The following is a 12,323-nucleotide window of genomic DNA, read 5'->3' on the forward strand; positions in this document are numbered from 1 at the left end:
CATGAACCGCCACCCCCACACGCTGGTCCTCGACATCGGCAAGAGCAACGCCAAGCTGGTGCTGTTCAACGCCGAGGGCGACGTGCTGGCCCGCCGCGTGCAGGCCAATGCGCCGGTCGACGCCGACGGCTACACCGCGCTCGGCACCGAGGCCCTGCAGGCCTGGCTGCTCGAGGGCATGGCCACGCTGCCCGAGCGGCGCCAGATCGGCCGCATCGGCATCACCACCCACGGCGCGGCCTTCTGCGCCATTGGCGACGATGGCCTCGCGCTGCCGCCGATGGACTACGAGTGGGACGGCTACGGCTCCTGGCGCGAGCGCTATACGGCCCTGCTCGACGGCTTCGAGCTCACCGGCTCGCCCCTGCTGCCGCTGGGCCTGAACGCCGGCCTGCAGCTCTACTGGCTGCAGCAGAACCGGCACGAGGCCTGGGCGCGCGTGCGCCACTGGCTGCCCTACCCGCAGTACTGGGCCTGGTGGCTCACGGGGGTGGCCGCGAACGAGGCCACGTCCCTGGGTTGCCACACCCACCTCTGGCAACCCGCGCGCAACGCCTTCGCGCCCTGGGCTGTGCGACAGGGCCTGACCGAACGCTTCGCACCGCTGCGCCTGGCGCACGAAGCGCTGGGCCCGCTGCGGCCCGAACTCGCCGCCACGCTCGGCCTCGCGCCCGACTGCCGCGTGCACGTCGGCCTGCACGACAGCAACGCCTGCCTCGCGCGCCACCTGCACGCGCTGCCCGGCGCCAGCGTCGTCTCCACCGGCACCTGGACGGTCATCATGGCGCCCGGCGTGCCCACCGACGCGCTCACGCTCGACCCGCTGCGCGACCAGCTCTTCAACCAGTCGGTCGAAGGCAAACCCGTGCCGACCGCGCGCTTCATGGGCGGGCGCGAATTCGCCCACCTCTGCCACGGCGCCGACCCCTCGCTCGCCACGCTGCGCGCGCTGCGCGACGTGATCGACGCGGGCTGGATGGTGCTGCCCGAAGACAGCGCCCAGCCCGGCGCCGCGCACGGCCGCGTGGCCGAACTGCGCCAGGGCGAACGCCGCATCGGCAACCGCCCCGGCGAGGTGCCGCTGCACCTGCGGCCCGCGCTCGGCGCCTGGTACTGCGCGCTCATGACCGCGCAGACCCTGCGCGAACTGCTGCCGCAGGGGCCGGCCGCCGAGGCCGCCCACACCGTGGTGCTCGAAGGCCCGATGACCGACAACCCCGCCTTCGTCACCGCGCTGGCCGCACTGCTCGCGCCCATGCGCCTGCTGCGCAGCGTGGACGAGGTGGAAGGTACGGCGCGCGGCGCCTGGCTCAGCACCCGCTGGGACGAACCGGCGGGGGAGGGCGCGCGGTACGCGGAGGTGCCGCTGCCCGACGCGGTGGAGGTGGCGCGGCTGCAGGCGGCGCGGGCCGCGTGGGAGGCTGTGGTGGAGGAGGTCGCTGCCTGATGTGATCTGAGCGTGCTTGAATGTCTTGACTTGAGGGGACAGGTATCCTGCGTGCTGTCATATACATCGCGGGTGTATCTCACCCAAACTCATGACCTCCAACATCGACCAAACCACTCTCCTGGCATTCGCCGTGTACGAGTTGCGGCGCCTGCTGGCCGGGCAACTGGGTAGTGACGCCGCCGGAGAGCCCTCTGTTCGAGCCGCGGCTCATCTTGCCTATGCCTTGCACAATCAAGCCTTGGCAGTTTTGGAAGGCAGGTCATTCGACTCGGTGGAAGCGGTGAAGGCCATTGCACGAGTGGACGAGTTGGTCGGTGAGAAGTTTGTGCAACGGCTTTCGGCATTGGCAGAACATCGCCATTGACTCGTAGCCATGTCCCGCTTCGTCGTCCTTCTCCGTGGTGTCAACGTCGGTAAAGGCAACCGCGTGCCGATGGCCGAGTTCCGAGCCATGCTCGAAGCGCTGGGACACACAGACGTGAAAACCTTGCGGAACAGCGGCAACGCCGTGTTCGCTTCGACCAGCCGCAGCGCGACGAAGCTGGCCGCCGACATCGCTGCCGGCTTGCAGGACCGCTTCGGCGTCACCACGCCGGTGATCGTGAAGTCCGCCAGCGAGTTCCGCGCCATCGTGGATGGCAACCCGATCGTTCCGCCCGAGGCGGAGCATTCGCGTTTTCTCGTGGCCTTCGCGATGGACCCGGCCCGGCTGGCCGAGCTCGATGCCTTGCAGCCGCTGCTGAACCCGGGCGAGCGCCTCGCCGTCACGGCGCATGCCGCCTACCTGCATTGCGCGGGCGGGTTGCTGGAAAGCAAAGCGGGCGAGGCGATGTTGGGCAAGGCCGGCAAAGGCATCACCACACGCAACTGGGGCACGACGCTCAAGCTGGCCGCACTGGTTTGACGCCAGAATGCGGCAATCCCACCCAACGCCGCCGCCCATGCTTCCCTTCACCGTCGAACGCATCGATCACGTCGTGTTCCGCGTGCGGGATCTTGCCGCCAGCGTGGCGTTCTACGAGCGCGTGCTCGGTTGCCGCCTCGTGCGCGAGCGGCCCGAACTTGGTCTGATGCATGTCCGGGCTGGCGCGTCCTTGATCGATCTCGTGGCCATCGACGGACCGCTGGGTCGGGTCGGCGGGGAGGGGCCGAAGGCGGAGGGACGGAACGTCGACCACCTCTGCCTGCGGGTGGAGCCCTTCGACGAACAACGCATCGTGGCGCACCTCGCCGAACATGGCGTCGTGCCCAGAGGCCCGGCGAGCACCAACTTTGGCGCGGAGGGCGAAGGGTTCTCCCTGTATTTCTGCGACCTGGACGGCAACGTCATCGAACTCAAAGGACCAGCCCTTGGGGTTGCTTGACCGCATGCGCTTCCCCACACCACTTCCATCGCGTCTCTGGTTCCCGCTGGCCGTGGCCCTGACCCTGCTCGCGCCACTCGCCGCCCCCGCGCAAAGCACCACCCCGCCCGAGCCGCTTCAGGCCATCGAGCGCCTTGACGTCGGCCGCTACCTGGGCACCTGGTACGAAATCGCGAAGTATCCCAACCGCTTCCAGCGCCAGTGCGTGGCCGACACGCAGGCGCTCTATCGCCAACGCGACGACGGCCAGATCGACGTCGTCAACCGCTGCCGCCAGGCCAATGGCGAGATGACCGAAGCCGTGGGCCGCGCGCGCCAGGACGGCCCCGCCGACTCGCCCAGGCTGGAGGTGCGCTTCGCCTCTGCCTGGCTGTCGTGGCTGCCCATGGTCTGGGCCAACTACTGGGTCATCGACCTCGACCCGGGTTACCAGCTCGTCGCCGTGAGCGAGCCGAACCGCGAATACCTGTGGGTCCTATCGCGCACGCCGGCTGTGGACGCTGCGGCTTACCAGGCCTTGCTGGGGCGCTTGCAGGCCAAGGGGTTTGACCTGTCGAAGCTGGAGAAGACGGCGCAACCTTAACGAGCCATGAAAACGCATCTATTTGTAGGAGGTCTTGTTGCAGCTGGCGTCGATCCTTCGGGCCGGTATCTGCTTGTTGTTTCTCACTCCGGGAAGGGCGTCTTTTCCTTAGGCAGTTGGCAGCGAGTGGCGAGGGATTCTGAGCCGACCTATCCCGAATGCGGCCACGCCATCGGCATCGGGCCCATTGATGGGGCAATGGTCTTCGTCAATGAGCTGAACTACGAAACGGGACAGCTGCGCTTTTCCAGCCCAGACGGGAAGTACAGCTTCGAATATGCGGAAGGCACGATCACGGTCAGCGAAGCCGAAGCCTGAACCTGCAATCAACCGGACCTTGAGCTTCTAGCCGCGCAGAGCAGCTGCCTCGACACCGTGCAGTGAGAAATATGAAACAAATACAATCCGTATATGTTTCATATGGAGTCCACCCATGGGCATCGTCAAAATTTCCGACCAGATGCATGAGAACCTGCGGGTCGCGGGCACGGCCCTGAGCCGGTCCATCAACGCGCAGGCCGAGCACTGGATGCGCGTCGGCATGCTGACCGAGATGCACCCCGACCTCGACTACCGCGCCATCTGCCAGCTGCTGATCCAGGCCGAACTCAGCGGCGGTCTCGACCTCAGCAACGCCGCCACCCTCGGCACGCCTGCCACGCCACCCAAGACCGCCGCTGCCGCCACCGCCAAAGGCCGCCACTGATGGCGCGCCCCGTCCCGATCCGCAGCGCCGACGAACTGGTCATGGCGCGGCGGTCCGCACAGCTGGCCGCCGAGGTGCTGGCCATGATCGAGCCGCACGTCGTGCCCGGCGTCAGCACCGAAGCGCTCGACCGCCTCGCCCACGACCACATCGTCCACGTGCAGGGCGCCATCCCCGCCAACCTCGGTTACCACGGCTACCCCAAGACCATCCTCACCTCGGTCAACCACGTGGTTTGCCACGGCATCCCCGCGGCCGACAAGATCCTCAAGGCCGGCGACATCGTCAACATCGACGTGGCCGTGCTCAAGGACGGCTGGTTCGGCGACACCAGCCGCATGTTCTGCGTCGGCACGCCCAGCACCCTGGCGCGGCGGCTGGTCGACACCACCTACGAAGCCCTGCTGGCCGGCATCCGGCAGGTGCGGCCCGGCGCCACGCTCGGCGACGTGGGCCACGCCATCCAGAGCGTCGCGTACCGCGAGCACTTCAGCGTGGTGCGCGAGTACTGCGGCCACGGCATCGGTCAGATCTACCACGACGAACCCAACGTGCTGCACTACGGCCAGCGCGGCCAGGGCCTGCGGCTGGAGGCCGGCATGGTCTTCACCATCGAACCCATGCTCAACGCCGGCAAACGCGAGACCCGGCAGCTGGCCGACGGCTGGACGGTGGTGACCAAGGACCGCTCGCTCTCGGCGCAGTGGGAGCACATGGTGGCGGTGACGGAGCAGGGGTTTGAGGTGCTGACGGCTTGGCCGGGTGGGACGGGGGCGTATCCGGCGGTGTGATGTGCCGCTGGCCATCGTGGCAACCCTTGTCTGGATGCACGACTAGAACCTCGACCTCAGCCCAAGCCAGCAGCTCGCCGCCGTTAGCGAACCGAATCGCGAAACCTTGTAGAACCTATCGATATCCCCCAAGGTGGTTCCGACCGCGATTCAGGAACTCTGCTGAGTCATTGGTCGATTTATGACATTCCGCAGCTGTTGCTACTTCTAAACGGGGCTATCGTTGATGCTGGACTGAGGCACATGCAGTACGATGCTTTTCTTTTTGGATTTTAGAGGCCCATTTGCAACCTAGGATACGTCCGCTTTGTTGCTGCTAGTTTGGATGCCTTCCGCCTAGTGATACTGATCGGGATTGGTTGCTTGGTTGGAAATAGAAAGGATCTTGAAAATGCTAACCCCAAATGATGTGTTTACCCCCGGGCAGTTGCCGATTCATCCGACCAACATTTATGCCAGTCGTGGAACTGCAGAGGATCTTTTCAACAAGACGCTCAGGCGTGGCATGGTTCCTGTTGTTTATGGAGAGTATGGTGTTGGCAAAACATCGATGGCTAGATACGCTCTTAAAGATAAAGATGACAAAGGGTTATTGGTAAATATTGAGAGTGTGGCCGATCAAAGGTTGGAGGCGGTATTTTCTCGGTGCCTTGAGAAGTTGGGGTACTCGGTGCAGACAAAGAAAGTGGCTGGCAGTAGTAGTTCAACTGCGAGTGAGCAATCTATGCAAGCGGGGGTTTCTCATGGAGGCTGGAATGCTCTTGTTGCAGCAAAGAAAACGGCAACATCTGGATCGACAATTCAGCTAGAGGAGCAATTTGTCGTAACGTCTCCGACTGATTCGAAAGTGATTGAAATTTGTGAAACTGCTGGGGTAGCTTTGCTAATAGATGAATTGCACCGAGCGACGCCGGAGTTTGCTGAAGACTTGTCGAAATTCGTAAAGAGCTACGGCAATGCAAATTGCAAAAACTTCAAAATTGTATTGCTTGGAACTGCATCGGATGCAAGTAAGCTTGTATCCTCTGATCCGGGTATAGATCGCCTAATTCAAGAAATTCACCTCAAGTCGATGACTGACATGGAGTCTCATTACGTGGTTCAAGAAGGGATGAGATCTCTTGCCATAGAAGTTGGATCCGATGCTGTCGCTAAGCTTGTGAGAACGAGTGTCGGCTCGCCGAGCATTCTTCAGTACCTATGTTTGGAAGTTGCAGAAGCTGCATTTGAAAGAAATCCGCGTAGAGTGAGTCTCCTTGATATAGGTAAGGCTGTAGATGCCCTTGTAGAAACGAAGATGAATAGACTGAATAAAGCCTATATCTCTGCGGTTGAGAGCACGGGGGACATTCGCTATAGAAAGCAAATTCTTCGAGCTATGGCGGAGTGTGATGATGAGTACGTGACTATGGAAATGCTAAAGGAACGTGTTTCGCAATATCTTGGAAAAGATGTCCCGAGCACATCTCTATCGGGGCCGTTGCGCGATTTGAAGGATGCCCGCTATGGGCAGGTTCTGAGTGATGTTGAGCGACCTGAAGGCGTGGATCGACTAAATAATTACACGACATTTAAAGATCCAGCTCTGAAGGCATTTGTAAGGCTTCAGGTTCTAAGGGAGCAAGAGCAAGGGTGAGTTGTAGGCTTCACTCGTATTTGGTTCGAATGAGTTTGGAGGTGTTTGGATTAATTTGTTTTCTGGATTTTTGGTGTTCGCATCAACTAGGCCGGTTGCTTCCCCGGGTAAACCCTCCATTGACACCACCCCGCGCTGATCCGAAGGTGCAAGGCTTTCTGACGCCCGCCAGCCTTCACCCCGGAGACGCGCCATGCAACACGCCACCACCAGCCCGCACCAGCACATTGCCACCGTGATGCAGGTGGCCGCGGACGGGGTGGGGGCGCAGATCGCGGCGCGGCATGAGCAGGTGATCCGCGATTCGTGGCTGCGTTGTGTGCAGCAGCACCGGCTGGACCCGACGCGCATGCAGGAGGCGGTGATCCTGCCGCAGGCGCGGCTGCGCGAGCACCAGGACCAGATGGAGGCGCTGCTGCAGATCGCGCGCCACGGGCTGGAGTCGCTCTACAGCAAGGTCGCGGGGCTGGGCTATGTGGTGCTGCTGACCGATGCGCGCGGCGTGACGGTGGACTTCCTGGGCGACCTGGTGTTCGAGCCCAGCCTGCGCAAGGCGGGCCTGTACCTCGGCGCGGACTGGAGCGAGCAGCACGCCGGCACCTGTGGCGTGGGCACCTGCATCAGCACCGGCCAGGCGCTGACGGTGCACCTGGACGACCACTTCGACGCCACCCACATTCCGCTGACCTGCACCACCGCGCCGGTGTACGACAGCGCGGGGCAGCTGAGCGCGGTGCTGGACATTTCGCAGCTGAGTTCGCAGCAGCCCAAGGAGAGCCAGCACCTGGCGCTGCAGCTGGTGAAGATGTACGCGCACGACATCGAGAACGCGGCCTTCCTGCACCGCCACCGGCACGACTGGGTGCTGCGCCTGTCGCAGGCGCCGCAGTTCCTCGACGTGCAGCCGGACTACCTGCTGGCGCTGGACGCGAACGGCCGCGTGGTGGGCCACAACCGGCGGGCGCAACTGGCTTTGCAGAAGGGTGAACCGCTGCTGGGCATGGGCTTCGAGCAGCTGTTCGGATTGCCGTTCGGACAGATCGGCCGCTTCGTGATGACGCAGCCCTCGGACCAGCGGGCGGTGATGCTGGCGGGCGGCAAGCAGCTGCTGTTCCTCTCGGCGGTGCCGCCGCCGGCGCGGCCGGTGGCGAGCGCGCCGCGCGAGGAACGCCGCGTGCCCGCGCCGCTGGCCGCGCTCTCGGCCGGCGACGCGGCGCTGGACCGGCAGGTGGAGCGCGTGGCGCGGCTGGTGAACACGCCCATCAGCCTGCTGATCACCGGCGAGACCGGCTCGGGCAAGGAGTATTTCGCGAAGGCGGTGCACACCGCGAGCGAGCGGCGCAGCCGGCCCTTCGTGGCGGTGAACTGCGCGGCGATTCCCGAGCACCTGATCGAGAGCGAGCTGTTCGGCCACCTGCCGGGCAGCTTCTCGGGCGCCTCGCCCAAGGGCAAGCGCGGCCTGATCGCCGAGGCCGACGGCGGCACGCTGTTCCTCGACGAGATCGGCGACATGCCGCTGGCGCTGCAGGCGCGGCTGCTGCGCGTGCTGTCCGAGCGCGAGGTGCTGCCGGTGGGTGCGACGAAGCCGGTGCCGGTGAACATCCGCGTGATCGCGGCGACGCACGCGCCGCTGGAGCAGCTGGTGCTGGCGGGGCGCTTCCGCGACGACCTGTACTACCGCCTCAAGGGCGCGCACATCCAGCTGCCGCCGCTGCGCGAGCGCAGCGACCTGGGCGCGATGATCACGCGCCTGCTGGGCGGCCGCTCGCTCACGCCGGCCGCGCTGCAACGGCTGATGAGCCACCCTTGGCCAGGCAACCTGCGGGAGCTGCGCAACGTGCTCGACTACGCGGCGAGCATTTGCGCGGACGGGGAGATCGACCTCGACGACCTGCCCGAACTGCAGGCCAGCCGTCTGCCAGGGCGCGGCGTGGACACCGCTGCCTCGACCACTGACGACGGGCCGGAAGCGCTGCTGCAGGCGTTGCGCACTGCGCACTGGAACGTGAGCGCGGTGGCGCGGGCGATGGGGCTCTCGCGCATGACCCTCTATCGCAGGATGAAGCGTGCTGGCATCGTGCCCCCGAACCGCATGGAGTGACCGTCGAGCGGCAGTGACACCTGTCACTCCGCGAGGGTGACAGCTGCACGGGGTGTGACACCCGACGCCACTGGCCAACAGCAATCAGATCAAGCACTTGCGCGCGCCGCCCGCATGGCACGCGTCTTGTGATGCAGAAGGCACCGGCCCGCACCGAGGCCGGCATCACAGGAGACAACCCATGACTGCTAACACGCCCTCCGGGCGGGCACAGCGCTGGCTGGACGCCTTTGGCGCCGCGCTGGCGACCGGCAAGCCCGATGCCGTGCTTCCCCTCTTCGACGCCGACTGCTACTGGCGCGACCTCGTGTCCTTCACCTGGAACATCCGCACGCAGGAAGGCCACGGCGCGATCACCGAGATGCTCGCCGCGCGGCAGGCCGACACGGCGGCGTCGAACTTCCAGCTCGAAGGCGAGGCGACCGAAGCCGACGGCGTGACCGACGCCTGGTTCACCTTCGAGACCAAGGTCTCGCGCGGCCGCGGCCATCTGCGCCTCAAGGGCGACAAGGCCTGGACCCTGCTGACCACCATGGTCGAGCTCAAGGGCTTTGAAGAGAAGAAGGGCACGCGCCGCATCAAGGGCGCCGAGCACGGCGCGCAGAAGGGCCGCAAGAGCTGGCTGGAGCGGCGCCACGAAGAAGAGGCGCGCCTGGGCTACACCGAGCAGCCTTACGTCGTCATCGTCGGCGGCGGGCAGGGCGGCATCATCCTGGCCGCGCGGCTGCGCCGCCTGGGCGTGCCGACCATCGTGATCGAGAAGAACCCCAACCCCGGCGACAGCTGGCGCAACCGCTACAAGACGCTGTGCCTGCACGACCCGGTCTGGTACGACCACCTGCCGTACCTGCCCTTCCCGGACGACTGGCCGGTGTTCGCGCCCAAGGACAAGGTCGGCGACTGGCTGGAGATGTACGCCAAGGTCATGGAGATCAACTACTGGGGCTCGACCACCGCGAAGAAGGCGCACTTCAACGAAGCCAGGGGCGAGTGGGAACTGACCGTGGACCGCATGGGCAAGGAAGTCGTGCTGCGGCCCAAGCAGCTGGTGTTCGCGCTCGGCGTCTCGGGCTACCCCAACGTGCCGCAGATCGAAGGCGCCGACAGCTTCGAAGGCGACCAGCACCACTCCAGCAAGCACCCCGGCCCCGAGCAGTACGTGGGCAAGAAATGCGTGGTGCTGGGGTCGAACAACTCGGCGCACGACATCTGCGCGGCCCTGTGGGAAAACGGCGCCGACGTCACCATGATCCAGCGCAGCAGCACGCACATCGCGCCGTCCGACTCGCTGATGGAGCTGGCGCTGGGCGGGCTCTACAGCGAAGAGGCGATCAAGAACGGCATCGACCACCACAAGGCCGACCTCGTGTTCGCCAGCGTGCCCTACAAGATCATGCACAGCTTCCACATCCCGGTGTACGACGAGATGAAGAAGCGCGACGCCGACCTGTACGGCCGGCTGGAGAAGGCTGGCTTCATGCTCGACTTCGGCGACGACGGCTCGGGCCTGTTCATGAAGTACCTGCGCCGCGGCTCGGGCTACTACATCGACGTGGGCGCGAGCGAGCTGGTGGCCAACGGCAGCATCAAGCTCAAGAGCCACAACAACATCGAACGCATCAACCCCAAGAGCGTGACGCTGACCGACGGCACCGAACTGCCGGCCGACCTGATCGTCTACGCCACCGGCTTCGGCTCGATGAACCGCTGGCTGGCCGACCTGGTGTCACCCGAAGTCGCCGACCGCGTCGGCAAGGTCTGGGGCCTGGGTTCCAGCACCACCAAGGACCCGGGGCCGTGGGAAGGCGAGCTGCGCAACATGTGGAAGCCGACGAACCAGCAGCAGCTCTGGATCCACGGCGGCAACCTGCACCAGAGCCGCCACTACTCGCAGTTCCTCTCGCTGCAGCTCAAGGCGCGTTATGAGGGGCTGGACACGCCGGTCTACGGGCAGGCGGCGGTGCACCACCTGCGGTGAGGCCTTGAGGGGCAGGTGAATCATGAGGGCCGGCCGTTGCGACCGGCCCTCGTTTTTGGGGTGAGGGGCACGGGTTACAGTGACGCGCCGCTGGTACAGAGAAGCGCCTGGCGGGGCAAGCAAGGGAGCATCACCATGTCCGAACGACCCCATCCCATCCTGCAACGTCCGTGGACCTACAAGGTCGTGTCGCTGCAAGTGGACTTCCAGGCCCGAGAACTGTCCATCACGCTCTGCCGAGAGGAGGAGACGGTGATGCTCCGCTTTCTGGCGTTTGAGCAACTGTCTGTGGACGAGGGATATGTCGGCTCAGGTTCGGGCATGGAAATACTCGATCTCTCTGAGCGTGGCCTGGAGACTGCGCGGGTGAGGGTGCGGAGCTTCGAGCAGGATCCCGCCATCCGGTTCTGGGCCAGGGATGTCGAACGTGTCCAGAGCTGACGCACCGGATACCTCCAGCTCTATGCATTGTCTTTTGTGGTGGAGGCTGTTCCTGCTATTTCCTTGGCTGAGCATCTCCACCCGTCGAACTCGCGAGAGCTTCCCATGCTGATCGCCCAGCAGCGCTCGGCCCTCTCCGGCTTCACCTACGACCTCGTGTCACCGGGCGGTGCCGCGATCGGTGACCTGTGTTTCCCCGACTGGGCCGAGGCGCGCAACGCGCGGCTGAAGAACCCGGCGCCCGGGCGCCTGTCGTCGCGCATCGACATGACCCTGTCGGGAGCGGCGTACACCATCGAGTTCGAGTACACGCGCCGTGGCTGGGAAAACGACACGCGCTACGAGCTGATGAAGGATGGCGTGTGCGTCGCGGCGGCCGACGTCACGGTGACTGGCCATCTGTTCCGCTCGCCTACCGTTCGCATCACCGGTCCCTGCAAGGGCGAACTCGTGCGCCGCTTTGGACGCCTCAAGACGCGCTTTGACTGGGTGCAGGGCGGTCAGGTGACCGGTCGCATCGAGGAAGCCGACCTGTTCACCATGCGCAGACGGCTGGGCACCGACCTGCCGCCGGGCGTACCGCTGGAGGTGCAGGGGTTTCTGCTGTTTCTGGTGTTGGTGCTGGCGTATGGGTGATCGGTTTCAACGGCAACCTGACCTCGGTGAATGTCACGTTCCAGGGCATCCCGGCCAACGCCAATCTGTCCGACATTGCGGACAAGGCGAAAGTGGCGGCGGTCAACGAGTTCAAGCAGACGCCCAAACAGGTGGTGATTGCGTTCGCGATCCAGCCGTGACAACGAACTGGTTAAATGCCTTTGCGTGACACCGTGGGCAAGCCTGTGAGACCTCTCTCTGCCGACGAACTCCCGAATCAGATCGTGGTGATCTTCGCTCCGATGGTGCCGTTGTTCTGGTTGATTCCGTTCGTGGCGGCCTCGGGCCATTGCCTCACTTGCCTGGACGGCTTGCTGTACCTGCCCGTCGCCGTTCTGACGGTGGTATGTTTTCAGCGCTTGATCTCAGGAGATCGAAAGTGAAAAAACCGCTGCTCGTGATCGTGCGCTTCCTTGTGGGCCTGACGGCCAGTGTCGCTGCCGGCGCGTTGCTTTACCGCTGGATGACGGAGGGCGACAACATCAGCTGTGTGGCCAATGCGTTCGCCTTCGGGTGTTCCACGACCCTTGGCAGGTTGCTGACCGTGGTCGGGGCGGTGGCGGTTGTTGGCGGCACTGCCCTGTGGTCGCATTTCCGTGACCGGTGACCGGTGACC

The 12,323-nt window shown here is 64.6% G+C and carries 16 protein-coding genes; all 16 read left to right on the forward strand.

The features are described 5' to 3' along the window. Position 1: 1 nt before the first annotated feature. Positions 2-1,447, forward strand: coding sequence for an FGGY-family carbohydrate kinase (locus ACS5NL_RS13925; protein ID WP_439354460.1), 1,446 nt, complete (start codon positions 2-4; stop codon positions 1,445-1,447). 91 nt (positions 1,448-1,538) lie between these two features. Further along, a complete protein-coding gene (locus ACS5NL_RS13930) occupies positions 1,539-1,814 on the forward strand; it encodes a hypothetical protein (protein WP_439354461.1) in 276 nt (91 codons plus the stop codon). A 9-nt stretch (positions 1,815-1,823) separates the two neighbouring features. Then, positions 1,824-2,354, forward strand: a complete 531-nt coding sequence (locus tag ACS5NL_RS13935; protein WP_439354462.1) for a DUF1697 domain-containing protein — start codon at positions 1,824-1,826, stop codon at positions 2,352-2,354. A gap of 37 nt (positions 2,355-2,391) precedes the next feature. Continuing rightward, positions 2,392-2,814, forward strand: coding sequence for a VOC family protein (locus ACS5NL_RS13940; RefSeq protein WP_439354463.1), 423 nt, complete (start codon positions 2,392-2,394; stop codon positions 2,812-2,814). Positions 2,815-2,818: 4 nt separating this feature from the next. After that, positions 2,819-3,397, forward strand: a complete 579-nt coding sequence (locus ACS5NL_RS13945) for a lipocalin family protein (protein WP_439354464.1) — start codon at positions 2,819-2,821, stop codon at positions 3,395-3,397. A 6-nt stretch (positions 3,398-3,403) separates the two neighbouring features. Further along, on the forward strand, positions 3,404-3,715 hold the full coding sequence (locus tag ACS5NL_RS13950) for a hypothetical protein (protein ID WP_439354465.1): 312 nt from the start codon (positions 3,404-3,406) through the stop codon (positions 3,713-3,715). Positions 3,716-3,830: 115 nt separating this feature from the next. Further along, positions 3,831-4,103, forward strand: a complete 273-nt coding sequence (locus ACS5NL_RS13955) for a ParD-like family protein (protein ID WP_439354466.1) — start codon at positions 3,831-3,833, stop codon at positions 4,101-4,103. Beyond that, the gene (gene map / locus ACS5NL_RS13960; protein ID WP_439354467.1) at positions 4,103-4,894 is read left to right on the forward strand and encodes a type I methionyl aminopeptidase; all 792 of its coding nucleotides are present in this window, start codon (positions 4,103-4,105) and stop codon (positions 4,892-4,894) included. The genes ACS5NL_RS13955 and map overlap by 1 nt, the downstream gene beginning before the upstream one ends. Before the next feature lie 385 nt (positions 4,895-5,279). Beyond that, the gene (locus ACS5NL_RS13965; RefSeq protein WP_500684331.1) at positions 5,280-6,530 is read left to right on the forward strand and encodes a P-loop NTPase fold protein; all 1,251 of its coding nucleotides are present in this window, start codon (positions 5,280-5,282) and stop codon (positions 6,528-6,530) included. A gap of 193 nt (positions 6,531-6,723) precedes the next feature. Beyond that, entirely contained in the window at positions 6,724-8,631 is a 1,908-nt protein-coding gene (locus ACS5NL_RS13970; RefSeq protein ID WP_439354468.1) for a sigma-54-dependent Fis family transcriptional regulator, read from the forward strand. Positions 8,632-8,812: 181 nt separating this feature from the next. Then, positions 8,813-10,609, forward strand: a complete 1,797-nt coding sequence (locus ACS5NL_RS13975; protein WP_439354469.1) for an NAD(P)/FAD-dependent oxidoreductase — start codon at positions 8,813-8,815, stop codon at positions 10,607-10,609. A 135-nt stretch (positions 10,610-10,744) separates the two neighbouring features. Next, entirely contained in the window at positions 10,745-11,050 is a 306-nt protein-coding gene (locus ACS5NL_RS13980) for a hypothetical protein (protein ID WP_439354470.1), read from the forward strand. Positions 11,051-11,155: 105 nt separating this feature from the next. After that, a complete protein-coding gene (locus ACS5NL_RS13985; protein WP_439354471.1) occupies positions 11,156-11,686 on the forward strand; it encodes a hypothetical protein in 531 nt (176 codons plus the stop codon). Further along, positions 11,683-11,847: a hypothetical protein gene (locus ACS5NL_RS13990; RefSeq protein ID WP_439354472.1), complete on the forward strand. Its 165-nt coding sequence runs from the start codon at positions 11,683-11,685 to the stop codon at positions 11,845-11,847. Before ACS5NL_RS13985 ends, ACS5NL_RS13990 begins: the two co-directional genes overlap by 4 nt. A 15-nt stretch (positions 11,848-11,862) precedes the next feature. Further along, positions 11,863-12,090, forward strand: coding sequence for a hypothetical protein (locus tag ACS5NL_RS13995; RefSeq protein ID WP_439354473.1), 228 nt, complete (start codon positions 11,863-11,865; stop codon positions 12,088-12,090). Then, positions 12,087-12,314: a hypothetical protein gene (locus ACS5NL_RS14000; protein ID WP_439354474.1), complete on the forward strand. Its 228-nt coding sequence runs from the start codon at positions 12,087-12,089 to the stop codon at positions 12,312-12,314. The genes ACS5NL_RS13995 and ACS5NL_RS14000 overlap by 4 nt, the downstream gene beginning before the upstream one ends. The last annotated feature ends 9 nt before the right edge of the window (positions 12,315-12,323 follow it).

The organism is Hydrogenophaga sedimenti (assembly GCF_051857515.1).
In the GTDB taxonomy this organism is placed as follows: domain Bacteria; phylum Pseudomonadota; class Gammaproteobacteria; order Burkholderiales; family Burkholderiaceae_C; genus Hydrogenophaga.